General features: G+C 53.5%; 20 protein-coding genes. 12 read left to right on the top strand and 8 right to left on the bottom strand.

Annotated elements, in window-relative coordinates:
* Positions 1–1,274 precede the first annotated feature (1,274 nt).
* From OSC10802_RS0137275 to OSC10802_RS0137225, 11 genes are all read left to right on the top strand, one after another.
* A complete protein-coding gene (locus tag OSC10802_RS0137275; protein ID WP_017721852.1) occupies positions 1,275–2,876 on the top strand; it encodes a phosphoenolpyruvate carboxykinase in 1,602 nt (533 codons plus the stop codon).
* Positions 2,877–3,348: 472 nt separating this feature from the next.
* Entirely contained in the window at positions 3,349–4,437 is a 1,089-nt protein-coding gene (locus OSC10802_RS0137270; RefSeq protein WP_026099139.1) for a metallophosphoesterase, read from the top strand.
* Between the two features lie 600 nt (positions 4,438–5,037).
* Positions 5,038–5,706, top strand: a complete 669-nt coding sequence (locus OSC10802_RS0137265) for a class I SAM-dependent methyltransferase (RefSeq protein ID WP_017721850.1) — start codon at positions 5,038–5,040, stop codon at positions 5,704–5,706.
* A 10-nt stretch (positions 5,707–5,716) separates the two neighbouring features.
* The gene (locus OSC10802_RS0137260; RefSeq protein ID WP_017721849.1) at positions 5,717–6,682 is read left to right on the top strand and encodes a glycosyltransferase family 2 protein; all 966 of its coding nucleotides are present in this window, start codon (positions 5,717–5,719) and stop codon (positions 6,680–6,682) included.
* The gene (locus OSC10802_RS0137255) at positions 6,682–9,225 is read left to right on the top strand and encodes a hypothetical protein (protein ID WP_017721848.1); all 2,544 of its coding nucleotides are present in this window, start codon (positions 6,682–6,684) and stop codon (positions 9,223–9,225) included. Before OSC10802_RS0137260 ends, OSC10802_RS0137255 begins: the two co-directional genes overlap by 1 nt.
* Before the next feature lie 99 nt (positions 9,226–9,324).
* Complete coding sequence (locus tag OSC10802_RS0137250) at positions 9,325–10,824, top strand: DUF2142 domain-containing protein (protein WP_017721847.1); 1,500 nt, start codon at positions 9,325–9,327, stop codon at positions 10,822–10,824.
* A 154-nt stretch (positions 10,825–10,978) separates the two neighbouring features.
* Positions 10,979–12,394 carry a DUF2142 domain-containing protein gene (locus tag OSC10802_RS0137245; protein WP_017721846.1) on the top strand — a complete coding sequence of 472 codons (1,416 nt, stop codon included), beginning with the start codon at positions 10,979–10,981 and terminating at the stop codon, positions 12,392–12,394.
* A gap of 15 nt (positions 12,395–12,409) precedes the next feature.
* Positions 12,410–13,051 carry a class I SAM-dependent methyltransferase gene (locus tag OSC10802_RS0137240; protein ID WP_017721845.1) on the top strand — a complete coding sequence of 214 codons (642 nt, stop codon included), beginning with the start codon at positions 12,410–12,412 and terminating at the stop codon, positions 13,049–13,051.
* 235 nt (positions 13,052–13,286) lie between these two features.
* A complete protein-coding gene (locus tag OSC10802_RS0137235) occupies positions 13,287–16,136 on the top strand; it encodes a two-partner secretion domain-containing protein (RefSeq protein ID WP_026099138.1) in 2,850 nt (949 codons plus the stop codon).
* Between the two features lie 350 nt (positions 16,137–16,486).
* Positions 16,487–16,675 carry a hypothetical protein gene (locus OSC10802_RS0137230; protein ID WP_017721843.1) on the top strand — a complete coding sequence of 63 codons (189 nt, stop codon included), beginning with the start codon at positions 16,487–16,489 and terminating at the stop codon, positions 16,673–16,675.
* An 80-nt stretch (positions 16,676–16,755) separates the two neighbouring features.
* Positions 16,756–16,968 carry a hypothetical protein gene (locus OSC10802_RS0137225; RefSeq protein WP_017721842.1) on the top strand — a complete coding sequence of 71 codons (213 nt, stop codon included), beginning with the start codon at positions 16,756–16,758 and terminating at the stop codon, positions 16,966–16,968.
* A 68-nt stretch (positions 16,969–17,036) separates the two neighbouring features.
* Here OSC10802_RS0137225 and OSC10802_RS0137220 read toward each other — a convergent pair whose 3' ends face one another.
* Positions 17,037–17,909 carry a 3'(2'),5'-bisphosphate nucleotidase CysQ family protein gene (locus OSC10802_RS0137220; protein WP_017721841.1) on the bottom strand — a complete coding sequence of 291 codons (873 nt, stop codon included), beginning with the start codon at positions 17,907–17,909 and terminating at the stop codon, positions 17,037–17,039.
* A 1-nt stretch (position 17,910) separates the two neighbouring features.
* The gene (locus tag OSC10802_RS0137215) at positions 17,911–18,387 is read right to left on the bottom strand and encodes a hypothetical protein (RefSeq protein ID WP_017721840.1); all 477 of its coding nucleotides are present in this window, start codon (positions 18,385–18,387) and stop codon (positions 17,911–17,913) included.
* A gap of 12 nt (positions 18,388–18,399) precedes the next feature.
* Between OSC10802_RS0137215 and OSC10802_RS0137210 the strand changes: the two genes are divergently transcribed.
* A complete protein-coding gene (locus OSC10802_RS0137210; RefSeq protein WP_017721839.1) occupies positions 18,400–18,597 on the top strand; it encodes a hypothetical protein in 198 nt (65 codons plus the stop codon).
* Positions 18,598–18,848: 251 nt separating this feature from the next.
* On the opposite strand, the gene OSC10802_RS0137205 is transcribed toward OSC10802_RS0137210, so the two are convergent.
* The 6 genes from OSC10802_RS0137205 to OSC10802_RS0137180 all read right to left on the bottom strand — a co-directional run bounded on the left by OSC10802_RS0137205 (position 18,849) and on the right by OSC10802_RS0137180 (position 24,587).
* Positions 18,849–19,274, bottom strand: coding sequence for a YidH family protein (locus tag OSC10802_RS0137205; RefSeq protein ID WP_044172800.1), 426 nt, complete (start codon positions 19,272–19,274; stop codon positions 18,849–18,851).
* Between the two features lie 99 nt (positions 19,275–19,373).
* Positions 19,374–20,558, bottom strand: coding sequence for a sulfate ABC transporter substrate-binding protein (locus OSC10802_RS0137200; RefSeq protein ID WP_017721837.1), 1,185 nt, complete (start codon positions 20,556–20,558; stop codon positions 19,374–19,376).
* Positions 20,559–20,652: 94 nt separating this feature from the next.
* A complete protein-coding gene (pstB, locus tag OSC10802_RS0137195; RefSeq protein ID WP_017721836.1) occupies positions 20,653–21,462 on the bottom strand; it encodes a phosphate ABC transporter ATP-binding protein PstB in 810 nt (269 codons plus the stop codon).
* A gap of 106 nt (positions 21,463–21,568) precedes the next feature.
* Positions 21,569–22,471, bottom strand: a complete 903-nt coding sequence (pstA, locus tag OSC10802_RS0137190) for a phosphate ABC transporter permease PstA (protein WP_017721835.1) — start codon at positions 22,469–22,471, stop codon at positions 21,569–21,571.
* A 105-nt stretch (positions 22,472–22,576) separates the two neighbouring features.
* Positions 22,577–23,533, bottom strand: coding sequence for a phosphate ABC transporter permease subunit PstC (gene pstC, locus OSC10802_RS0137185; RefSeq protein WP_026099136.1), 957 nt, complete (start codon positions 23,531–23,533; stop codon positions 22,577–22,579).
* 67 nt (positions 23,534–23,600) lie between these two features.
* The gene (locus OSC10802_RS0137180; protein ID WP_017721833.1) at positions 23,601–24,587 is read right to left on the bottom strand and encodes a PstS family phosphate ABC transporter substrate-binding protein; all 987 of its coding nucleotides are present in this window, start codon (positions 24,585–24,587) and stop codon (positions 23,601–23,603) included.
* Between the last annotated feature and the right edge of the window lie 124 nt (positions 24,588–24,711).

The following is a 24,711-nucleotide window of genomic DNA, read 5'->3' as shown; positions in this document are numbered from 1 at the left end:
GGGACAATAGGGGATTCCTCCCCCCGGACGCTCAAAGGAGCCGAATACAATTTTAACCGGCAGGCGGCTCGGCATAAGTAAAGTTGCCGGTGGGGCCGGCGCTCAACTGCAACCGGTGGGGCTAAAGCCCAACTACAAACGGTGGGGCTCAAAACAGGTGTCGTGGGGGGAGCGGTGCCGGTGACGCACACCTAATATATAGTTGTTTGCTGCGGGTGCGGTCCGGTGGCCCCGCCGGCGGCGTGCCGGTTTTTTCTTGACAGATGTCTCTGTTTGTGGTACTGCAGCCTGACCGGCAGCCGGCAGTCCGAGCTGTGGGGGGCGGGCTGTGGCGAGGGGGAGAAAGGGAGTGCCTTGCCGAACGCGGGCGCTCTCGCGCTCGGATGCGGGGGCGGGGGAGAACCTTTCCTCCTTGTTCTTTCTTCCTTGCTGTTTGTTTCTTCTTGCTTCGAGGGGGGGAGTGCGCCAGCAGCAGTCAGAGCAAAAAAACGTTCCACAGTATCATACATCTGTTGGCTGAACACTCACAACAGAAATAAATGGCAGCGGGCGATGGTCGTTAGCACAAACGTTCGCAGGCTCGGGGAAGAACAGTCAGGTCTTGACGCCGCCCTAGCATTTATCTGGCTTTTTTTAGTGGCAAATAACCTTAAATTTTTCTAAAATTATTGAAGCGCCAGGGACAAGCTAAACACCCCTCCTCGCTATTTACAACCGGCACGCAATTAGACAATATTGAGGTTGTTAAAGTTTCAGCCGGCGAGACTGGGGCGGGCGCTTCTGGGGAAAAACTGTATTAAAAGTCTACTTAAGTTCGGCAAGTATGCGCAACCGGCACGGATCGGGAGCCGGCTGAGGGTGCTAGCGCTCGATCCGGCGAGGCTTGGGCGGGCGCAACGGGGAAAAACTGTATCATAGATAACAGTGTGCTTGCGTTCGGCAAGTACCTGCAACCGGCACAGAAATAGACAATATTGAGGTTGTTAAAGTTTGAGCCGGCTTTCAGCGGGCGGTTCAGAAAAAAGGTGCGCAAGATCAAACATTCTACTGGATACCATAAAGTGAGAGGCGCTCAGCCGCCGAAAGAAAAAATAAAATTTAGTGCGGGGATGTTTCAAAGGGCAAACGAGAGAGCAATTCTAAATAAAAGCCAAAGAAAAAGGCACTTTCGTAAAACCGAGCGCACAATAAATCTAGTAGCGCGGGCAACAAAAAAAGCGTTACCTACGGTTTCACCAAAAAGAGTGCTGCAATAGCAGCCCAAGGAGTTAGTTATGACACAGAGCAACTACGGTCTGGACCGGCACGGGATTGTACATACTGGCAATCTCTACTGGAATCTATCCACTCCAGCTCTTTACGAAGAAGCCGCCCGACGCCGCGAGGGGTTTATTTCCCACCTGGGGCCATTGGTGGTGCGCACGGGCCAGTACACGGGGCGCTCACCCAATGACAAATTTATCGTCCGCGAGCCAGAGAGCGAAGGAGAAATCTGGTGGGGCAAAGTCAACCAGTCGTTCGAGGCTCAGCGCTTCGAGAGTCTGTACGCCCGGATGCTGGCTTACCTGCAAGGACGGGATCTCTTTATTCAGGACTGCTATGCCGGCGCGGACCCCAACTACCGGATTTCGGTGCGCGTGATCACGGAGAGCGCATGGCACAACCTGTTCGCGCACAACATGTTCATCCAGCCGCCCCATGAAGACCTAGCCGGCTTCGTTCCCGACTTCACCATTATTAACGTGCCCAACTTCCACGCCGTGCCAGAATTGGACAGCACCCGTTCGGAAGCTTGCGTGATCGTCAATTTTGCCCGCCGGCTGATTTTGATTGGCGGTACGAGCTATGCCGGTGAAATCAAGAAATCGGTGTTCACCATCCTCAACTATCTGCTGCCGCACAAACACGTGCTCTCCATGCACTGCTCGGCCAATATCGGCCCGGATGGGGACACGGCAATCTTCTTCGGGCTCTCGGGCACCGGCAAAACCACCCTGTCAGCGGACCCGCACCGCACCCTGATTGGTGATGACGAGCACGGCTGGAGTGACGAGGGGATTTTCAACTTCGAGGGCGGCTGCTACGCCAAAGTGATTCGCCTGTCAGCGACAGCGGAGCCGGAAATTTACGCCACCACTCGCCGTTTCGGCACGGTGCTGGAAAACGTGGCGATTGACCCGCTGACGCGACGCCTGAATTTGGACGACGAGAGCCTGACGGAAAACACTCGCGCCGCTTATCCCCTGTCTCACATTCCCAACGCCAGCCACACCGGCGTCGGCAACCATCCCAAGAACGTCATCTTCCTGACGGCAGATGCCTTTGGCGTCATGCCGCCGATCGCTCTGCTCAATAAAGAGCAGGCCATGTACCACTTCCTGAGCGGCTATACCGCCAAGGTGGCCGGCACAGAGCGGGGAATGGGCAGCGAGCCACAAGCCACCTTCAGCGCCTGCTTCGGCGCACCGTTCATGGCCCTCCACCCCAGCGTCTACGCCGGCTTGCTCGGAGAGCGGGTTGCCAACCAAAACGCCAAAGTCTGGCTGGTGAACACCGGCTGGACGGGCGGCCCTTACGGAGTGGGCCACCGGATGTCCATCCAGTACACCCGCACTCTTCTGAATGCGGTGCTTAATGGCGCTCTCGATGGCGTGTCCATGAGTCAAGATCCGATCTTCGGCTTCATGGTGCCAGACAGCTGCCCCGACGTGCCCAGCGAGGTGCTCAAGCCCCGCCTGACTTGGAGCGATCCGGCGGCTTACGACGCCCAAGCCAAGAAACTGGCCGAGATGTTTATCAGCAACTTCCAGCAGTTCACCGATGCTGTTGACGCTTCCGTGATGGCCGGCGGCCCTCGGATTGCAGTGCCCGCTTGAGGGACTGTTAGATAGACTCCGGTTAGACAGTTTTTAACAGCTGGAGCTGTATGTTGCGGTTTTGGGAGAATTGAAATTCTCTCAGAACCCTTATTTTTTAGTGGGCGACCGGCATGGGACAGGCAAGATGCCTGTCCTACGCCTTCTCTCCCGCAGGGACAGATATCGCAGCAGGCAGTCAGTTTAGGACATTAGAGCTTGAGGTTGAAGGGAACGTCTGCCCTACCCCTGTCCTATGAATATAAGGCGTAGGACAGGCGTCCCGCCTGTCCTTTTTGTCCTAATCTCAGTAAATACTGCTATATAAATCTTCCTCGTTCCCCCCGGGCACGCAGGCTTCCCGCAGGGTGCCTGGAATGCGCTGTCCGGGGGCTCAATCCATGCATCCATGCATCCGGACATCCAAAATCCAAAATTCAAAATTGGGATAGAGTGGGTGGATTGCCAGACTTTTTGAGCGGTATTTCCTAATATGTTTATAGACAAGTCAACTCTCCAAACTCTTCTCTACAACCTGATTATGATAGCGCTCGATCTGGCGGCGCTTTCGATTGTGCGCCGGCACAAACCAGGAAGGGTTGCGCGAGCCATCCTCTTTCCCCTAGCCTTGGCTGGGATTGTCGCCGCTGTGGCTCTGAAGATAGGTCTGTTCAGTCTTTTCGGCTTCCTCCGGCTGTTAAGCTATGGGGTATTCTTGCACGGCTTTATTGTCCTCACCGGCATTGCCCTTATCTGGCGGCGGGAGTTTAGAGGGGTGGCGATTGCTTGCGCTGTAGCCGCTTTCCTCCTGGGGGCGATTGCAATCGACGCCTTTTTCATCGAACCCTACTGGCTGGAAGTGTCTCGCATTCAGCTGAAATCGCCCAAACTGGAACACCCTTTAAAAATCGCTGTCATCGCTGATTTCCAGACAGACGTTTGGGGCGAGTACCAGCGGGACTCCCTGCGCAAAGCCGTCGCGGAAAAGGCAGACATAATGCTTCTCGCCGGCGATTATTTGCAGCTGGCTAACAGTCAGCTGCGGGAAGTTTTGCGCCAACAGTTCAATGCTTTCCTCAAAGAAATTAATTTCAGTGCGCCGCTGGGCGTGTACGCGGTTGGCGGAGATGTTGAGAAGCACATCGAACCCCAAAACTGGCCGCAGAATTTTGCGGGGCTGCCGGTGACGGTATTTCCGGAAACCACAACCGTAAAGCTGCCCGAACTGTGCGTCACGGGGCTCACCCTGGGCGCTTCCAGAAATCGTGAGTTGCGGGTTGCGGAATGCGCTGGATTTCACATTGCTCTCGGGCACGCGCCAGACTTCGCGCTGAGCGATATCCGCGCTGATTTGCTCGTTGCCGGTCACACCCACGGGGGACAGGTGCGGCTTCCTTTTATTGGGCCTATTATTACTTTTTCCAAAGTGCCCCGCCAGTGGGCTGCCGGTGTGACGGAATTCCCCGGAAACCGCACCCTGGTGGTGTCGCGCGGTATCGGGATGGAGCGGGGTTATGCGCCCAGGCTGAGATTTTTGTGCCGTCCGGAACTCGTTTTTATCGAAATGCTGCCGGTAGAGTGATAAACTGCCTTAATAGTTGTTTAAAGGTAGAATCCCCCATTAATTCGCCAACAGTCTCATTCCATTCCCCCAGAGCCGTAGGGGCGGCCCCCCGTGGCATTGGTGTCAACTTAAGCCCCCGGCGATTGAAAGAAGCTGTTGGCGAATCCGTGAGGGGTTAGACCTCTGGCTGGTTGGCCAGGTTCCTGGCGATTGGAAATCGCGGCTACACAGACGAAGCCCGCCTTCGCGGGCTAAGAATGGAGCGAGACTCTCAAAATTGGCGGATTTTTTTTCTTTGGAAAGACAAGGGAAGGGAAGACAAGGGTTCCCAGAAAGCTCCCCTCCCCGTTAACGGGGAGGGGTTGGGGGTGGGGTCAGACCCCCTATCAAGCACGCCAACAGTCTCTTGAAACTCACTGCGACAAACGAAGTCCGCGAAGGCGGACTTAAGAGAACAGCTATAATTTTAAAACCCGCGCAGGCGGGTTTTGTCTGTATAGCTGCGGTTTCAACCGCCCAGAGACTACGGGACACAGCTTAAGTTGACACCAGTGCCCCCCGTGGCCGCCCTCACCCCAACGATCGCCATAGCTCGCCAGAGCACCACCGGAAGCGTTTATGTTTATTGAGATAGAGCCAGACTTCCTCCAGGAAATTGCCACCGACTCCGATAGGGTTCCCACCCTGTACTATTCTAAATACTGGTCGGTGCGGCAAGTCTTCTGGATGCGATTGAAGCTGATTCACTTTCACCTGCAGCGCCTGCCGGTTCAGAAAGAGTCCTGCCTGGATTTCGGCGGCGGGGGGGGCGTATTCCTCCCGACGCTCAGCCGGCAGTTCAAAACCGTCTTCTTCCTCGATTTGGAAGACACAGAGGCTCGGAAGGTTATTGAGAAGTATCAGCTGACCAATGTTAATATTATACAGCAAGATATTGCGAATGTCAAGCTGCCGGCAGAGTTTTTTGATGCGATAATCGCCGCCGATGTGCTGGAACACTTTCAGGATCTTTCGGTGCCGGTGAGTGCGCTGCGCAACTGGCTGAAGCCGGATGGCGTTCTGCTGACTTCTTTACCCACAGAGAACTTTATCTACACCGGCTTGCGGAAAGTCTTTGGGATAACCAAGCCACCGGACCACTACCACACCGGCTCTCAAGTCGAATCTTATATCAAGTCTTGCGGGTTCAAGCAAATCCGCCGCACGTTTGTGCCGCTGTTTTGGAATATCTTTCCCCTGTTTCTGGTGAGCGTTTGGAAACGTGACAAAAACAGGACTCCCGCGTAGAGGTGCAGGCATGCAGGCAAAAATTGCTGTGGTGATTCCTTGTTTTAGGGTTAGGAAAGAGATTTTGGACGTGCTGGCACAGATTCCGCCGGCAGTGGGGAAGATTTATGTGATTGATGATGCTTGTCCGGAGGGTGCTGGCGGTTACGTCGAGAGCAACTGTAAAGATCCGCGAGTTAAAGTTATTTTTCACCGCACTAACCAGGGTGTGGGGGGTGCTGTGATTTCTGGATACAGGGAGGCGCTGGCGGATGGGGCGACAATTATTGTTAAAATTGATGGGGACGGACAAATGGAGCCGGCGCTGATTCCCCGGTTTGTCAAACCGATTGCCGGCGGGATAGCGGATTATGTCAAAGGAAATCGCTTTTTCGACCCCGATTTATTGGTGTCCATGCCTAAGTTGCGGCTGGTGGGCAATGCCGGCCTGTCTTTTGTCAGTAAAATGGCCAGCGGTTACTGGGACATTATGGACCCAACCAATGGCTACACCGCCATTCACGCCGGTGTCTTGAAAAGGCTGCCGTTGCATAAAATTGATAAGCGATATTTCTTTGAAAGTGATATGCTATTCCGGTTGAGCACCGTTCGCGCTGTGGTGTGCGACTTGCCAATGGCAGCCAAGTATGGTAGTGAAGCCAGCAATCTCAAAATCGGCAGAGTTCTCCTCGCCTTTCCGGGGAAATACCTGAACCGCTTTTGCAAGCGGATCTTTTACAATTACTTCTTGCGGGACTTTAACATCGGCTCGGTTGAGCTGATTGCCGGCGTCACCCTGATTGCGGCGGGATCGGCGTTTGGGGTGTATAATTGGTATTTGAGCATCAGCCGGGGGATACCGGCTACCAGCGGCACAGTGATGCTGGCGTCTCTGCCGGTTATTCTGGGGTTTCAGTCGCTTCTCGCCGCCATCAACTATGATGTGACAAATGTCCCCCGAACTCCGGCTCACAAAATCTTGGAAAACTGGGACTGATGAAACAATCGGATAGCTTTGAGTTATTGAAAAAATGGAGCCTCTCTCTGGCGTGGCTGATTGCCGCCGGCTATTGCTTCATTGCATTTCTGCCGTTTCCTAGGGGGATATCCACAGGGCTAGATCCGTCGTGGAAATATGCGATTAGCCGGCTGGCGGCGGACAGGGCTATCTTTGGGCAAGACATTATATTTACTTATGGCTCTTTGGGATATCTGATTCGGGGAGCGGCGCTCGATGAGAATTTCTTCCCAATCGTCGCTTTTCGGGTTGCTGTCCACACCGTATTATTTGGGCTGGCTCTGTGGGAGATAGGCAGGAGCGAGACAGTTTTGCAAAAAGCCTCACTGGCGCTTAGCGTGCTGTTTCCCTATCTGATATCGGATGAGTACGAGGCTTGCCAGACAGAGTACCAGATCCTGTTTATCTTTATAATATTGCTGTCTTCTGACAGGATTTTGCGCTCGGGCTCAATCAGGTGGTGGGCGGCGGGACTTGGGGCGCTCGCCGGCTTTTTAGCCCACACCAAAGTTTCCCTTGGGCCATTCACCGCTGTCTCATTGCTGCTATTTCTATCCGCCTATATCTATACCTGTTTTAAATCCAGGTCAGATTTAAGGGTTAGCTGTTTCGCCCTCGCAGACGCAGCGCTCGCCGGTGGGACAACTGCCTTTATCTTTTTAGGGCCGAATTATTGGCTAAGTCTGGGGAAGACAGTCGCTTGTCTCGTATTCGCTGCGGCGGTTGGCGGGGTGATTTGGAAAGCCGGTGGGAAATTCCTCAGGGGCGATCTAAATTCAAGCGCTGCCGGCTGGCTGGGATTCTATCTAGTTTACGGGATTTGCCTCGCCGGCGCAACCGTCTTTTCTTCTCCCTCCCTGCTGTCTTATCTGAGAGGCTATCTGGAAATTACCTCTGGTTACTCCAGCGCCATGAGTATTGTTGGCTCCCCCTTGGAGCTAGGACTCGCCCTCTCGGAAATTGCGCTGATCGCAGCACTCCTATTTATAATAGCGCGACAGGGGAATCCCAGCTTTGCAGCAGCGATAGCCCTAATTTTGCTCCTGGATTTCAAGCATGGATTTGTCCGCCAAGGGGGGCACGTCCTGAGATTTTTCTTTTGCGTTCCGCTGATTGTTTCCCTGTGTGCGCTTAAAATTCGCAAAGAATGGGTGCAAAGGTTATCCTATGTGATTCACATCTACGCCCTCGTCTTAGCGGCGGCGCACTATCACTACTACTCCCAGATCATTCCAGAACTGCTCACCGGCAATATGTCCAGACCTCTGGCACCCGCCGCCGTGGCGCAAAAGGCATTTTTTCTCTGGGATTTGAGGGAACTTCAGGCTGCGTTGAATGCCAAAAGTCAAGCGAATCTTCAGAAAGTCAAGCTCCCTGAGAGAGTTGTGGGGGTGTTACAGAATAAGACAGTGGATATCATTCCTTGGGAGATATCCTTGGTGCCGGCAAACCGCTTGAACTGGCAGCCCCGACCGATATTTCAGTCCCAAGCGGCGTACACAACGTTCCTGGATGAAGCCAACCGGCAAAGTTTAGCCAGCCAGCCGCCAGACTATATATTATACAACTTTTTGGCAGTGGATGGCAGGCATCCGTTTTTTGACGAACCCTCCACCTTTTTCCAGGTTTTCTGCAACTACCGGCTGTCTCCAGAGAGTCCCGATTTCATCAGCATGCCGGCGGTTTCCAACCTGATGGTTTTGGAAAAGCGACAGTCTGGCATCTGTGCGCCAGGAGTTGCCGGCAGGACCTTTTCTATGAAGTGGAATCAATCGAAATCCCTAGAAGCAGGTGACGGATTCATCATTCGCGTCGGCATCAAGTTCCAGTATACCCTGTTCGGCAAAATCTACAAAACATTGTTCCGAGTTCCGCCGGTGATGCTGCGAGTCACTTATCTGGGCGGATTGCGGCGGGATTACCGAATTCTTCCTGGAAACTCGGAAAATGGGGTGACAGTCAGCCACTTACCTGCGAGTGATAGCGAGGCGCAGTCTTTCTTCCGGGGGGAATTAGCCGGTCGAGTCAAATCCTTCAGCTTTGCCATCAGCAACCCCCTGCTATTCCAACCCGACATAGCAGTAAACCTGACTTCCCACAACCTCCTCGATCCGTCGGTGAGGGAACTCCCCTGGATTGACGTATCCCAGTTAAAAGGGATAGAATTCCGTGGCAAGACTGAGGGCTACATGGGGCATCTAGACTCACAAGCTGAACAGAAGTTTTTCAGACAGGGAGATGCGATCTCCGCTTACGGATGGGCAGCTGTGAAATCTGGCAAAAAAGTCTGGGTTATTATAACATCAAACGGTAAACCTCTGGCAATCACCCAAACCGGCACCCCCAGACCCGATGTTGCCAAAGCCCTCAATAACCGCGCCCACATAAACGCCGGCTGGTCGGTTAATTTTAGCAGCGATGCCCTCGAAAAAGGCCGGCACGACATCAAAGCTTGGATTTATGAGCCCACCGGCAACTTCGCCGCCCCCCTCGCCGGCACCTGCCGCGTTGAGGTGCGCTAACACCTGGTATAATCCAGCAATATTCTTGGCGCTCTACCCTGCGGGAAGCCGAGAAAGCGCGTCTATGGCGTCTTGGCGGTAAAAACCCCCTAATATAACATGGAACAACCTAAAATTCTCAGCTCACCGGCAACAGCTTTTCTCGCGATAGGCTTATGTTTTGGCCTAATATTTTTGTTCCTCACCCCCCCATTCCAAGTCCCCGACGAACAGGCGCACTTTTACCGAGCGTACCAGATATCAGAAGGGCACATAGTCGCGCAGAAACGTGCCGGTGAGTGTGCCGGTTACACCAACAACTTCACTTCAGAGATGTGTGTCGGCGGACTCCTGCCAACAAGCCTTTTGACGACAGTCAGGAGCAACAAACCCATCCGCTTTCACCCGCAAAACAAGCAAAACCCGCAAGATATTTTTAACTTGCTCAAATTGCCCCTAGAACCCCAGGATAGAACGTTCCTCAAATTTCCTGGTTCTGCCTTATACTCTCATGTGCCTTACTTGCCCCAAGCTTTGGCAATCGCCGTGGGAAGGCTAGCTCACGCTTCTCCCCTCGCGCTCATGTACGCCGGCAGATTGTTTAACTTAATGGCTTGGCTGGGTTTGGAATATCTAGCTATCAGAATTGCACCTGCCGGCAAATGGCTGCTATTCCTAATCTGCCTCACGCCCATGTCCCTATTTCAAGCCGCCTCTCTCTCGGCGGATGCCGTGACAAATGGGCTAGCACATCTGCTGATTGCGGTGTTTCTCAAATCCGCCATTGAGGAAGATAAACCTGTCGAGCGATGGGATGTGGCGCTGATCTTTAGCTTGTCCCTGCTGCTGGCGCTGTCAAAACAGCTTTACCTGCCCTTTGTGGGGATGTTCTTGTGGGTGCCGGTGAAAAAGTTTGGCAATCTAAAAACCTACCTCCTCACGCTCTCCACTTTGCTGCTAATCTGCCTGACTGGTGCCCTGTCATGGTCTTATGCTGTCAGACACTTATACGCCTTTAATCCAGCCGGCAGTCAAATCAGCTTCATTCTCAGCCAACCGCTAAACTTCGCCTCCATATTGCTCAACACCCTCGCAGTGCGCGGGTACGATTACCTGCAAGAATTCATCGGAAAGCTAGGGTGGCTGGATACGCCGTTACCCGCCTTTCACATTTGGTCTTATATGGCTGTGCTGGTAATCGTAGCTTTAGCCGGCTCGAATAGTAATGTCGCGCTCACTGATAGGGCTAAAGCCCAACTACAAACGGGGGCTAAAACCCAACTACAAACGGGGGCTAAAACCCAACTGCAAACAGTGGGGCTAAAGCCCAACTACAAACAGATCACCGGCATCCAGAAAGCTGTGGCTTTCAGCATTTTTGCCTTAAACTCCCTGTTAATGTTCATTTTAATGTACCTGTCTTGGAACCCGGTAGGCGCACTGGTTATCGAAGGCATTCAAGGGCGATATTTCCTCCCGCTTGCGCCCCTGTTCTTCTTGGTGCTCTCCAACCCAAAGGTGCGCCTCAACATGAAAACCCTCACTCCAGTTATCCCTTTTTACACTCTCTTTTCCGCCACCCTCACCATTGCTGTGCTCTTCCAGCGCTATTATGGGTAAGAAAAATGCACAGGCGAGACGCCTGTGCTACGTCCCCCCGCAGAAGCCGGTCGCACTCCCAATAGAGACGTAGGACAGGCGTCCCGCCTGTCCACCCCCGCCTGTCCACCCCCGCCTGTCCCCCCCGCCTGTCCACCCAGCGCCCCAGACGAGAATGAACAATAAATTTGCCTTTTTCTGGAAATCCCCTGAAACTTCCCTCGCTGTCATAGCCGTAATTTTTGGCGCGCTATTCTTACTGATCGCTCCCCCTTTCCAAGCGGAGGCGGAGTTCCAGCACTTCTATCGCGCTTTCCAGATATCTGAAGGGGGTTTCTTAGCCGAAAAGAAGGTAGTGGACTGCTACGGACACCAATTTAACCCCTATCTCCCCTCAACAACTTGTGTCGGCGGAATGCTCCCGCAAAGCATCCTCACCACCGCCCGCAAACTCAAGAGCAATGACATCCGCTATCACCCCGAAAGAAAGCAAAAATTCCAAGATATTCTCGCCGTACTGAACTTGCCCCTCTCAAGCGACCGGCGCGTCTTTATCCGCTTTCCCAACGCCGCCATCTATTCCCCCATCTCTTACTTTCCCCAAGCTCTGGGAATCGCCACCGGCAGACTTTTTGGCTTTTCTCCCGTCCTCCTCATTTATATAGGCCGGCTGTTCAACCTGCTGTTCTGGACGATGCTCGTCTGTCTCGCTGTCAAAATTGCCCCCCTTTACAAATGGCTGCTCTTCCTGCTCGCCTTATCTCCCATGTCCCTTTTCCAGGCGGCATCCCTTTCCGCCGATGCCATAACCAATGGTCTTTCCTTCTTGCTGGTTGCCCTTTGCTTGCGAGCCGCACTTCGAGAAAACCAGCCGGTGACAAAAACTGATATAATAGCAATCTCCTTCCTATCTCTCCTGCTCTCCCTGTCAAAAGCCGGCTATTTCCCCCTGCTGTTTGTCTTTTTCTTAATCCCCCTCAAGAAGTTTGCCGGCAAAACCAAATATTTCCTCAGCTTTCTCTCTATCTTGCTGCTGAGTTTTGCCGGCACAGCCGCCTGGTCTTTCCTGAGCCGGCACATCTACGTCCCCCTGCGAACAGACGCCCCCAACCGGCTCGCTTATCTCTTAGAACAGCCCGCCAACTTCTTAACAGCCCTTTTCAACACCTTTGCCCTCTATGGCTTTGACTATATCGAGCAATTTATCGGCAAACTGGGATGGATCGACACAAAATTGCCCGTCTGGCACGTCGTGTCTTATGCTATAATCTTAGTAGCCGTTGCCCTATCCAGCCATCAAAACGATGTCGCCATTTCCCGCCGGCAAAAGGCCATCAGCGCTACAATCCTCCTGACAAACAGCTTTCTCATCTTCACCCTCTTCTATATCACCTGGACTCCCGCTGGCGCAGATGCCATCCAAGGCATCCAAGGGCGGTATTTTATCCCCCTCGCCCCCCTGTTCTTCTTGCTCCTCTACAATCAAACCTTCCATTTTACCATAAAAAACCCCCAATTAGCTGCCACCTGCTATTCCCTGTTTTCCAGCACCCTCACAGCTGCTGTACTATGGAAGAGATATTATTTTTAGCATTTCTTCACACTCATGCGGCTTGAACCCATCCAGCGCACCAAATTAGACGACACAGACGATGCCCTGTTCTATTCCTTCCCCCGCTTTGTCACCCATGTGGACGAGGGATTCATCGACCGGCTCACCAACCTGTACCGCGAGCGCCTCAAACCGAACACCCGCATCTTCGACATGATGAGCAGCTGGGTGTCTCACCTCCCAGAAGAGATAGAATTTGCCCACGTCGAAGGGCACGGCATGAATGCAGAAGAACTCGCCAAAAATCGCCGGCTGAACCATTATTTCCTCCAGAACCTCAACCAAAACCCCAAATTGCCCCTCCCCGACGGAGATTTTGACGCCGTGCTCAATTGCGTCTCCATCCAGTACCTGCAATACCCCGATGCCATCTTTCACGAAATGCACCGCATCCTCAAACCCGGCGGAGTGGCAATTGTCAGCTTTTCCAACCGGATGTTCTACCAGAAAGCTATCCAGGCGTGGCGCGAAAGTTCCGAAACTAGCCGAGTCAAACTCGTCAAAAGCTACTTCCAGTCCGTGCCCGGATTTAGCCCGCCAGAAGTGATTGCCCACCACTCCGCCGCACCCAGTTTCTTGCAGTGGCTGGGTGCCACCGGCGACCCCTTCTACGCCGTAATTGCCAGCCGGCTTTAATCATTTTGAATTTTGTATTTTTTCCTCGCTCCCAGCCTCAGGCTGGGAACGCCACTCAGGAGGCTCTGCCTCCTTTCAGAACGAGGGAAACAAAAAGAAAAAAATGCCAAAATGGCAACAGAGTCCTGTCGAAATGGAGTTTAATTAACTTACAGGGGAATCAATGTCGCTGCCTCTTTAACCCCACCGGCTGCTGCTGACAGCCAAACCCAAATTCGAGTCATCCAAGACACTAATGCCATCTATCAAAAGGAAGAAATTGGGGAATAAAACCATCCTACTTGCCGGAAGTCTCGCCCTCTGCGCTGTGGCAAACACCGGCTCGCTGCGGGCGCAAATCGTCCCGGATAGCAGCCTGCCGGTCAACTCCAGCGTCACAGCATCTGGCAGCACCAAGGTGATTTCCGGCGGCACCGCTGCCGGTGCCAATCTCTTCCACAGCTTCAGCCAGTTTTCTCTCCCCACCGGCACAACCGCCCACTTCAACAGCGCCCCCCATATCCAGAACATTATCACCCGCATCACCGGCACGTCAATTTCCAATATTGACGGACAGCTGAAAGCTAACGGCACCGCCAATCTATTCCTGCTCAACCCCAACGGAATAATTTTTGGCCCCTCTGCTAGCCTCAACATCGGTGGCTCGTTTCTAGCAACCACAGCCAGTGCGGTAAAATTTGCCGGTGGGGGCACCTACAGCGCCACACCGGCACAGGACAAACCCCTGCTAGAAATTAGCGTCCCCATCGGCTTGCAATTTGCAGGGAATCAGGGTATAATTATTGTGCGGGGAGCCGGCAATAATATCAGCTTCGACCCCCAAACTTACACAACAATTCGGGAGAGCAGGCCCGCCGGTCTGGCGGTGAGTGCCGGTCAAACCTTAGCCCTTCTCGGCGGAGAAATCGCCCTCTATGGCGGGAACCTCACCGCCCCCGGCGGACAGATCGCTCTCGCCAGCGCTGCCGGTGCCGGTGATGTCAGCCTCAACCCAGCAGAAAAGGGCTGGAATTTAGGATATTCTGGCGTCAGTAATTTTCAAGATATCCGCCTGGAAAATGCCGCTTCCCTCGATGCCAGCGGCGAGGGTGGCGGCAATATCGAAGTGCGGGGATCTCGCGTCAGCCTTGCCGGTGGCAGTGCGATTTTAGCGCTCACCCTGGGGTCGGAACCGGGGGGAACTGTGGCGGTTAGCGCGCCCGAATCGGTAGAGCTGGCGGGAACCAGCCCCGGCAGCCTGTTTGCCAGCGGTTTGTATGCAGAAACCCAAGGAGCCGGCGCTGCCGGAAACATAGCGATTGACACCGGCAGGTTGCGGGTGCGGGGTGGGGGACAGGTCAGCGCGGGCTCCTTTAGCAGCGCTCCGGCGGGGAACATTACCGTAAAAGCGTCACAAGCGGTGGAACTCACCGGCACCAGCGCCGGTGAGGAATTGCTCAGTGGCTTGTTTTCTGAGACACACGGAGCCGGTGCTGGCGGAAAAATAGAGATTGCCACGGGACAGCTGCGGGTTCGAGATGGCGCAGTGGTCAGCCTGGTGTCGTTTAGCGGCAGTCAGGGGGGATCTGTGGCGGTGAGCGCAAGATCGGTGGAGCTGACCGGCACTGGTGCCGGTGGGCGACCGAGCGGTTTGTTTGCCACCAATGAAGGCACTGGAGCCGCCGGGAACGTGACAGTTGCCGCACAGGAGTTGCGGGTTGAGGGTGGGGCGCAGGTGGCAGCGGTGACTTACGGTGCCGGTCAGGGGGGGGATTTGACCGTCACCGCCGAAGAGGTGGAAGTGCTCGGCACCACCGCCGGTGGCCTGCCGAGCAGTTTGACCTCTGCGACTTATGGAGGGACCGGAGCCGCCGGGAACGTCACCATTGCCGCACAGACGTTGCGGGTTTGGGATGGGGCGCAGGTCTCAACAGCAACTTACGGTCAGGGGAGGGGGGGGGATCTGACAGTCCGAGCCTCCCGGACTGCGGAACTGTCGGGCACCACCCCTGATGGCCAATATCCCAGCGGCTTGTTCGCTCAGACCCTAGGTGCCGGAAACGCTGGCAATTTGAAGCTCTCTACCGGCTCCCTGAGTGTTCGCAATGGGGCCCAAATCGGCGCAGGCGCAGGCACAGGCAGCAGCGGTCAGGGGGGAGCGCTCGACGTCAGCGCCACAGACTCGGTGGAACTGGCGGGAAAATCCCCGGCGGGTAACTTTTCCAGCGGTTTATTTGCCCGCAGTCGCGGGGCGGGGAATGCTGGGAAACTGACACTCACCACCGGCACTCTCACACTCCGGGATGGGGCGCTCGTCACCGTGGGAGCTACAGCAGGTTCAGCAAATGCCGGCGACCTGGAAGTGCGAGCGAACTCCATCCTTTTGGACAGCAACAGCTCCATCACTGCGGCTACAGCCTCCGGTGAGGGCGGGAATATCACATTGCTCTTGCAGGACTCCTTGCAGTTGCGCCGCAACAGCTCGGTCACCGCCACCGCCGGCACCCTTGGCGGTTGGGGCAATGGCGGCAACATCACCGTCAGCACAGGCGTTTTAGCCGCCTTGGAAAATAGCGACATCACCGCCAACGCCTACCGGGGCAACGGCGGGAATATTAAAATCACCACCTCTGGCATCTTTCTCTCCCCCGACAGTCACATCTCCGCCAGCTCTCAATACGGGCTCAGTGGCGTGGTGGAAATCACCACCCCGGATGCTGACCCCAGCCAGGGGTTGCTGGCAGAGCCGGTGGCTCCCCTCGATGCCTCCCGGCTCATAGCCCAGAGCTGTCCAGCCGACACCGGCAGCACATTTACCGTCACCGGACGTGGCGGCTTGCCGGTCTCCCCCAACGAGGCGCTCAGCGACAGCCCCGTCTGGGAAGATTGGCGCACCGCAGCCCTAACGGAGCGGCCCACTGGAGATCGGACATCCCAAATCCCCGAATCCCCCAATCCCGGCCCCAATCCCGGCCCCACTCCCCTTGTGGAAGCGACCAGCTGGGTGAGTGGCCCTAATGGCCAGGTGATTCTCACCGCCAGCGCCCTCACCGCCACCCCTCACTCTCCGTGGCTGACTTCCCCCTCCTGTCAGGCGTCTCCCTGAAGCGCCACCCACCGCGCCCTCAAGGCCGCCCGCTCAGCTGCCTGTGATGTGAAGTTTTGTAACTTTTTTCGCTCCCGCTTAGATTTTCGCCCGATATCTCAGTAGAAACACAGAAGGAGACAGAGCCAGGTGCTCCTCGGAAAGCCGGTGGAACTCAAACTCGCACGTCTGATAGCAATTTTTGATTTTTGATGCGTGGATTTTGGATTTTGGATTGAAATCGGGAAATGTAAATTAAATGATAAATAAGCAAGACTTTGTGTCTGTCTGTGCTATGCTGGTTAAAGCATACATGCTTTTTTCGAGCGTCACAATCAACTCATATTCTTCACTAGAAGAAAAGAACCCTTATGATCCGGGAAACTGAATTGTGGTGCGAGGAACTGTCTGACGGAGAGGCTGCGGCTGTGGCCGGTGGGGGGGCAGAGACTTTGCAGCTCCTGGCCAACTACCAGCTCCCAGCCGGCATAGACACTGTGATTTATGGCCTTGGGCCCACTGCGCCCCCGCTGCCGCCGGTGCCACCCTGCATCCCATAAACCATCTCGGTTTGACCGGCAGCCAGAACGTGAGAGCAGGCAAATCCAGTCATATCTTTCACTCGAAGAAAAGAACCTTTATGAGCCAGGAAACTGAACTGTGGTCAGAGGAACTGTCTGACGCCGAGGCTGCGGCTGTGGTCGGTGGGGGGGCAGGCGTTAGGGTGCTGGCAGCCGAGCCCGCAGAACCTGTCCCGTCGGGCTCTGGACCGATAATAATTGTCCTGCTACCGGTGCCAAGCTGCCTGGAAAAGGAACCGGAACTCGTCGCCAGTTCCTTTATCCAAGGCTGAGGTGCCTTTCAGCCGCTCGCGAGCGGGAAAAAGCAACGAGAGCCGGCACCCCTTGCCTTCGGATCTCCCTACCCGTCCGCCTGCGCCAGAATTGCGGTGACTTGGGCGCAGAGTTCCTCGTGACTGTTCCCGTTGCTAGCCACCAAACACCCCCACTGGCTCACATCCCCCTGGTTGTATCTCAAAAGTGTGCCGTCGGGGCGGGTGAGCCGCCCACCGGCTTCTGTGAGAATCAGCTCTGGCGCGGCTAAGTCCCAGTCTTTGGGCGCGGACTTGCCAGAAAGCGAGATGTAGCCATCCGCCCGGTGTTCCGCTATCGCGGCAAATTTGCAGCCAATACTGCCGAAATACTGCTGGTTTTGGCAGGGGAGCCGGTGCAGCAGCTCGTTGAGCCGCTCGCCACGAGCGGTGCGCCGAGCCACTAGGCACAAATCCTCAAGGCGGGAGCGATCGGAAACCCGCAGCTGAGTGCGCTTGCCGTCGCGAGTGTCGGCAAAGGCACCGGCACCCAGCTGGGCCCAGTAGAGCTTCCCCGCTTCCGGCAAAACCACCACCGCCACTGCCGGTCGCCCCTCGCGCACCAGGGCGATGTGAATGGCGTATTCGCTGGTGCGGTTAATAAAGTCGCGAGTGCCGTCGATCGGGTCAATAATCCAAACCCAAGGTTTGTCTATAGGGGTGTGAGCCCCGTGTTCTGGGGATCTGTACGTCTCCTCGCTCAGAAAGCCAAAGTCGCTAGAGCCCACAGCAACGCGCAACTGCTGCAGGATGTAGTCATTGGCGGCCAGATCCGCCGCCGTCACCGGCCCTTCTTTTTTGTGTTTAATCACCAGATCGGCGCGTTGAGAGTAATGCGCCAGGATATCCGCCGCACCCCAGCCAATCGAACGCGCCAGGGTGGCAATCTCCTCTAGCTTCAGCTGAGACTGACAGTGAGTCACGCTAGAACTCCTCGGCGGTGAGAGCCGGTGGCTGGAAAGAAGCGGCCCAGTACCGCCGGCAGCTCCACAGCAAGGCCATGCCAACGGCGATATAAATCAGGCCCCGCACCTCAAAGCTAACACCGGCAGCCCGCAGGACGATCCCAAAAGTCATCATCGCCACAATCAGGGCTATCGTTTTAGCCCCGAACATTTGGAACACACTCTTGAACGGGTTGGGCTCCTGTAGGGTGCCGGCACGCTCAATCACCCGACCGGCAGTGCCGTCGAGAATCAATTTTCCCTTCACCAAGCCGGCACTCAGCGCCAGCGCCCCTCCCGTCAGGTGTGGCGCGTCCAAAAATCCCAGATAGGGGAAATGAAACCAGAACACTAGTCCCATCACAAATAGGCCGGCTCCTACCAGCGTCCAGATAATGGCCGCGATCCACAGATGTTGCGTGCGGGTCAAACCGCTAGTCGTGCGAGTGCTGTCCATGCTCAGAATTTTATGATTCGCAGGCTTTTCAGAGCCAATCTTACCATTTTGAAAGTGGTTTTGGCAGTGCTGCTGTTGGCCGTCAGTAAGGTGGTGGCCCCACCTTACTGGGCCGCTCCCGTTGCTGAAAAAAGCCCTGAATATTCGATTGTGACTCAACAGCTTAACCAACTGTTAGCGGCTAAGAGCGACCTGGGAGCTGCCGGTTAAACGGCTGCGGAAATTATGCCAAAAATTGATTAATCCACAAGTTTACAGCCCCCTGTTTGATTAGATTCGATCGTCTCCTGTTTTAGATCGTTTCTCATCCTTTGTACTGAGAAACCCGGTTTCTTTAAGAAACCGGGTTTCTGGCACGTCATCCAACTGAGAGCCGCTATATATCCCCCACCCTGAAAGGTGGGGCTAAGCGAAAAAAGCCAGCATTCGTAGAGACGCGATCTGTCGCGTCTCTCCTGGAATTATTCAGGGATAACAGGACTCATTGCGCTCAGGGGGGTGGCGAAAATAAAATAAATCACGCCGGCACCCAGGAGGAGAACGGCGAGACTGAACAGAGTCACCCAACGATCTCCTGGTTCATAAGTATCCTCTTCAATATCGCGACGGACAAAAAAGTAGTGGCCGGTTGAGAGCAAAACTGTAACCAGACCAACTAACGAGAAAAGTAACCCCAACTTCCAGCTATTGCCTGGATAGGGACTTAAGGGAGGGTGGAAAGCGCGAAGGCGCACAATGACGACCCCAAAACCCATCAGAGCGATAGCAGACCGCATCCATGCCAGGTAGGTGCGCTCATTTGCCAAGTGATCCCGCACCCGCGATGGATTCACTTGCTTTGGCTTCTGGGCCGCATTTTTGGATTTAAACATTAAATGAATCGGCATACACCCTTAATCCTCATTTCAGATAGACATATAAAGCTTATAGCGGTTTTCTGCCAGAAACCCGGTTTCTTTAAGAAACCGGGTTTCTCAGTAGTGCGGTCAGGCTGAATCCGCTTGAGACTTGTTTGCCCTTTGAATTTGGTCAAAAATTGCCCCTTCCTTAAAAAACTTGTCTTGGATGGTATCCCACCCCCCCAAATCTTGAACGGTAAAAAGGGTTTGGATTGGGGGATAGCTATCAGACACTTCTGCAACCACGTTAGGGTTAACCGGACGGTATCCTAACTTACCAAATTCTCGCTGAGCCTCAGGCGTATAAAGAAAATCGACAAATGCTTCCGCCACTTCTCTGGTGCCGCGCTGGTCAGCGTTTTTGTCCACTACGGCGATAGGATTGTCAATAGAAAGGTTAACCTGGGGGATGAAATAAGACAATTTCTCTCCCTTTGAGATCGCCAAAATTACCTCATCTTCGTAGTTCAGTAAAACATCTCCCTGATTTTGCTTGAAAAATAGATCGCTAGCCTCCCGCGCACTGGCGGGGAGCACGGGGGCGTTTTTGTAGACTCGGGTGACAAACTCCAGCGCACGAGCTTCGTCGCCTCCTGTTTGGGTTACATATCCCCACAAAGCCAAAAAGTTCCACCTCGCACCGCCAGAGGTTTTGGGATCGGGCGTAATCACCCTCACGTCATCTCTGGCCAAATCTTCCCAAGTGCTGATGCCTTTGGGATTGTCAGCGCGGGTAACGAGAGCCACTGTAGAGCGGGTGACAATGCCACCTCTAGGATATTTTTTTTCCCAACCCGGTTTAATCAAACCGGCTCCCACAATTTTAGCAGTATCGAGGGCGAGCGACAGGTGCACCACATCGGCGGGTTGCGAACCATCAATGACGGAACACGCTTGCGAAGCTGACGCACCGTAGCTCTGTTTGAAAGTGACATTTTGGCTGTGTTCTTGCTGCCACTTTTGTACAAATTTGGGGATAATTTGCTCGTAAGCTGCTTGAGTAACCGAGTAGGAAACGAGCGATAGCGTTACGTCTGGCTTTGGTGCGGAGTTGGAATTGCTCCCACAGGAGGTGAGAGCCACACTCAAACTGAGTCCGAGCGCAAACAGGAACGCAAAGCCCCACAAAGAATGCCGGTTCGACCGGCTGACTGTTAGCCGCCGGCACCGCTGTCCAATAGCCTGCCAAGCGGTAACAAGAAAAGCCTGAACCGGCGGGAGCGAGTCAAACCCCCGGTTGCCAATATGTTGCCACTCACTCATCCAAATCATTCTATTTTAGTGCGAATTGGTTGATTGGCGGTCAGCTACTTATAAATTAAGCCAGACCGCCCTAAGATGCCTTTTACAAGTTGACAAGCCGGAATCAAATAAACTTGCCGGTGATATAAGCCTCAGCTTCTTTAGTTTGAGGCGAGTGGAAAATTTCCTCGGTACGGCTGAACTCGACTAATTTCCCCCGGCGCTTGCCTTCGGCATCGATTTCTGTGCTGAAAAATGCAGTCCAGTCTGATATGCGGGACGCTTGATACATGTTGTGCGTCACCATAATGATAGTGTAGCGTTCCTTAAGCTGAACGCAAAGTTCTTCAATTTGCTGGGTAGAAATGGGATCGAGCGCCGAACAGGGTTCGTCCATTAACAGGACATCGGGTTTCATCGCCAGCGCCCGCGCAATGCAAAGCCGCTGCTGCTGACCTCCAGATAAAGCAGTTCCATTTGCTCTCAGCTTGTCCTTCACTTCATCCCAAAGCGCAGCGAGACGGAGCGACTGCTCCACCAGTTCGTCCATATTTCCCTTATAGCCGTTGACACGCGGGCCAAAGGCAATATTTTCGTAGATTGATTTCGAGAAAGGGTTCGGTCTTTGGAAGACCATCCCAACTTTGCGCCGCAACTTCACCGGATTAATCTTGCCGTCATAAATGTTTTTACCCTGGTAACTGATCCGCCCTTCAACTCGCGCTCCAGTTATGAAATCGTTCATCCGGTTGAAGCAGCGCAGCAGGGTACTTTTGCCACAGCCTGAAGGGCCAATGAAAGATACAATCTGCCGGTCGGGAATGTCTATATTGACTTCCTGAAGGGCCATAAAGTTACCGTAGTAAACCTTGATCCCTTTCACGGAAAAAACCGCGCTATCTTGCTGGTCTTGGGCTGGCTTATAAGAGTTCATTGTGGCCTCTGGAGTTACGCTTTGAAAGTGGTTGCGAACGGGAAGAAAAGTAAAAAAACATCTGGACGCTGTTTCCCCTGCGTTATTCCCAGCCTCCTAAAGTGGTTCATTTTAAACTTGAGAAGTGCTGGCGAATGTATATAGCCACGCCATTGAGAAGCAAAATCACACCCAACAAAAGAATGATGGTTGCTGCCGCTTCATTAACAAAACCTGGCTCTGCGCGAGTGATATAGCTGTAAATTAGCACCGGCAAAGCCATAAAGCGCTGAAATAGACCGGGATTGAAGGTGAGGAAGCTCACCGCTCCAATCACAAGCAAAGACGCTGCATCGCCAATGGCGCGGGAAACGGAAATAATCACGCCGGTTAAAATACCCGGAATCGCATAAGGTAAGACGTGATGCCATATCGTCTGCCACTTGGTTGCCCCTACGGCATAGGAAGCTCGCCGCAAAGAATCGGGAACCGCTCTAATCGCCTCTCTGGATGTTACAATAATTACTGGTAACGACAGCAAGGACAGTGTGAGCGCCCCGGAAATCAAAGTTGGGCCAAACCCCAAAAGATAGTTGAAAACACCTAAGCCCAGCAGTCCGTAGACAATGGAAGGGACTCCAGCTAGATTGCTAATATTAATCTCAATAATCTGAGCCCACCAATTTTTTGGGGCGTACTCCTCCAGATACAGAGCGGCTCCCACACCGACCGGCACGGCCAAGATCATCACTAATAGACCGAGCAACAAACTGCCAGAAATAGCTGGCAGTATGCCGCCTCGCTCGGCAAACCGAGAGGGGTTTTGGGTGATAAACCCTGGCAGCAGCAGTCTCTGCCAACCATCTTTGAAAATCGCCCATACTAGGATGGCAAGCACCGCTAAACCAACACCCAAGCCCATCAGGAAGAGAAGCTCAAAGACTTTGCCGGCGATCTCTCTTTTCTGTATATTCTCTTCAAACTCCTCAGACTCGTCTTGCAAATCGTTTGCTAACTTAGAATTGGCCATCTCTCTCCTGCCACGTTTTGATAGATAGTATTTTCCCTAGCCTAAAAAGGCTTCCCTGCAGCGTTTCTCAATCCAAAATCCAACATCCAACATCCAAAATATCTCTCACTCGTACTTTTCGTTGGAACGACTGGCCAGCCAATAGCTGGCGATGTTTAAAGTCAGAGTCATCAAAAACAGCACAGCTCCCACAGCATATAAGGTCCTGTAATTAAGGCCATCACGGGGACTGTCTCCGCCGGCTATCTCGGCCATATAAGATGTCATCGTTGACACTGACTCCAAGGCGTTAACAGTCAGTTTAGGCTCTTGTCCCGCAGCAATCAAAACGGTCATGGTTTCGCCAACGGCTCTAGATATGCCCAGAATAATCGAAGCCAAAATCCCAGACAGAGCAGCCGGTAGGACAACTTTGAATATAGTTTCCAGTTTAGTGACTCCGATGGCATAAGCGCCTTCCCGCAAAGAGCGAGGGACAGATTGGATCGCGTCTAGACTAATGGAGCCCACTGTAGGAGTAATCATTACACCCATCATCAACCCAGCACTCAAGGCGTTAAAAGTTTCCAGCGGAAGAAACTGCCGCAGAACTGGCGTTACAAACAGCAGGGCGAAGTAACCGTACACCACAGTTGGCACTCCTGCAAGCAGTTCTACCGCCGGACGTAAAATAGCGGCCAGCTTCGGTGAAGCGTATTCGCTCAAGTAGATAGCTGCAGATAAACCCAAAGGAATGGCTACGCTCAGGGCAATCACTGTAGTCAGCACAGTCCCGCTGATTAAAGGCCCAATGCCAAAATGTTTATTGGCAAATAAAGGCGTCCACTTGGAATCTAGAAAAAAGTCAGCTAGCGAAACCTTTTGAAAAAATTCAAAACTCACCTGGAAGATAGTAAAAATAATGGCAAAAGTAGTCAGGACGGAAACTGACCCGCAACAGAATAAGATAAATTCGATAATCTTCTCGCCGATATCTTCAAACATCCTTTTTTCAAGCGAGCGCTCGCTCCCTCGATTGACTCGATTGAATTCATCATCCCCAGAAGAATTTGTGTTTGGCATAACAGGTAGACCTTGATAGATGGCGGGGTTATGAAGTTAGCCAGAGATCCCCCTCAAGTTAAGGAGTTTAAAGAAGGTTCGCAAGAGGTTCGCCCGGTTTGGCGTCTTTGAATTTAGTGCCGGTTTCGCCAGAGGCGAGTTTTTGCTTGATTTTGGGGTAAACTTTATCGGGCAGTGCGACATACCCTACTTGATCGACCCATTTCCAAGAATTCTCTATGTAGAAATCAACAAACTCTCTCACCGAGGGTTTGCTATCTAGAGCTTTCTTGCTGACATACAGGAAGAGGGGACGAGACAAGGGGGCGTACACATTTTTGACAACTTTGTCCAAAGGGACTGGCTTCTCACACTTTCCTGATGGACTTTCCACGGCAGCCAGGTTCAGCTTCTCTCGGTTTTGCAGGTAGTACGATATCCCAACGTACCCCAGAGCATTCACGTCGCCGGCTACCCCTTGAACTATGATATTTTGATTGTAACTCGGAGTGTAGTCTGTGCGACTATTTCTGCTTGTGCCAGTGACAGCTTGCGTGAAATAATCAAATGTCCCCGTATAAGAGGAAGGGGCGTAGAGCTTTATACTCATGTCGGGAAAACTTGGATTAACTTGATTCCAGTGGGTTACTTTCCCATCGGCTTTAGCGTTCCAAATCGTGTTGAGCTCTCCGAGCGTCAAACATTTTACAAAATCATTCTTGGGATTGACAATAACGGCAATCCCATCTAGAGCAATAGGCAGCTCTACAAAATCAATGCCCTTTTTTTTACAAGCTTCTATTTCTTCCTCCTTTATGGGACGCGAAGCGCCAGCAATGTCAATGAGTCCGTTACAAAATTTACTCATGCCGCCGCCTGTACCGCTAGCCGCCACACTCACCTGAGCGTCCGGTTTGACCTTTTGAAATTCTTCAGCAATGGCTTGATGGAGAGGATAGCCTACAGATCCCCCATCAATACTTACCTGATTCTGGGCCTCCTCTGCCGGCGTGCAAGCATTTATCCCGCACGTCAGAACCACCAGCAATTTTACGAAAGCTCGACCCTTCAACATAGACCCCAAACCCGCATTGCGACTTTAAAATAAGCCGTTCTTTACAGGGAACGATCTGGCCACCGAAAACCTGCGTTAGAGGTGGCCCGGCCATTCACCGCTCAGAACGCCCACTGCCTCAGCA

The sequence above is a fragment of the Kamptonema formosum PCC 10802 genome (assembly GCF_000332335.1).
In the GTDB taxonomy this organism is placed as follows: Bacteria; Cyanobacteriota; Cyanobacteriia; order Cyanobacteriales; family Oscillatoriaceae; genus Oscillatoria.
This window is presented reverse-complemented; position numbering and strand designations above follow the sequence as displayed.

Excerpts from the sequence above, each read along its gene's own strand:
- OSC10802_RS0137275 (WP_017721852.1), top strand. The coding sequence starts at position 1,275 with ATGACACAGAGCAACTACGGTCTGGACCGGCACGGGATTGTACATACT.
- OSC10802_RS0137270 (WP_026099139.1), top strand. The coding sequence starts at position 3,349 with ATGTTTATAGACAAGTCAACTCTCCAAACTCTTCTCTACAACCTGATT.
- OSC10802_RS0137265 (WP_017721850.1), top strand. The coding sequence starts at position 5,038 with ATGTTTATTGAGATAGAGCCAGACTTCCTCCAGGAAATTGCCACCGAC.
- OSC10802_RS0137260 (WP_017721849.1), top strand. The coding sequence starts at position 5,717 with ATGCAGGCAAAAATTGCTGTGGTGATTCCTTGTTTTAGGGTTAGGAAA.
- OSC10802_RS0137255 (WP_017721848.1), top strand. The coding sequence starts at position 6,682 with ATGAAACAATCGGATAGCTTTGAGTTATTGAAAAAATGGAGCCTCTCT.
- OSC10802_RS0137250 (WP_017721847.1), top strand. The coding sequence starts at position 9,325 with ATGGAACAACCTAAAATTCTCAGCTCACCGGCAACAGCTTTTCTCGCG.
- OSC10802_RS0137245 (WP_017721846.1), top strand. The coding sequence starts at position 10,979 with ATGAACAATAAATTTGCCTTTTTCTGGAAATCCCCTGAAACTTCCCTC.
- OSC10802_RS0137240 (WP_017721845.1), top strand. The coding sequence starts at position 12,410 with ATGCGGCTTGAACCCATCCAGCGCACCAAATTAGACGACACAGACGAT.
- OSC10802_RS0137235 (WP_026099138.1), top strand. The coding sequence starts at position 13,287 with ATGCCATCTATCAAAAGGAAGAAATTGGGGAATAAAACCATCCTACTT.
- OSC10802_RS0137230 (WP_017721843.1), top strand. The coding sequence starts at position 16,487 with ATGATCCGGGAAACTGAATTGTGGTGCGAGGAACTGTCTGACGGAGAG.
- OSC10802_RS0137225 (WP_017721842.1), top strand. The coding sequence starts at position 16,756 with ATGAGCCAGGAAACTGAACTGTGGTCAGAGGAACTGTCTGACGCCGAG.
- OSC10802_RS0137215 (WP_017721840.1), bottom strand. The coding sequence starts at position 18,387 with ATGGACAGCACTCGCACGACTAGCGGTTTGACCCGCACGCAACATCTG.
- OSC10802_RS0137210 (WP_017721839.1), top strand. The coding sequence starts at position 18,400 with ATGATTCGCAGGCTTTTCAGAGCCAATCTTACCATTTTGAAAGTGGTT.
- OSC10802_RS0137205 (WP_044172800.1), bottom strand. The coding sequence starts at position 19,274 with ATGCCGATTCATTTAATGTTTAAATCCAAAAATGCGGCCCAGAAGCCA.
- OSC10802_RS0137200 (WP_017721837.1), bottom strand. The coding sequence starts at position 20,558 with ATGATTTGGATGAGTGAGTGGCAACATATTGGCAACCGGGGGTTTGAC.
- pstB (WP_017721836.1), bottom strand. The coding sequence starts at position 21,462 with ATGAACTCTTATAAGCCAGCCCAAGACCAGCAAGATAGCGCGGTTTTT.
- pstA (WP_017721835.1), bottom strand. The coding sequence starts at position 22,471 with ATGGCCAATTCTAAGTTAGCAAACGATTTGCAAGACGAGTCTGAGGAG.
- pstC (WP_026099136.1), bottom strand. The coding sequence starts at position 23,533 with ATGCCAAACACAAATTCTTCTGGGGATGATGAATTCAATCGAGTCAAT.
- OSC10802_RS0137180 (WP_017721833.1), bottom strand. The coding sequence starts at position 24,587 with ATGTTGAAGGGTCGAGCTTTCGTAAAATTGCTGGTGGTTCTGACGTGC.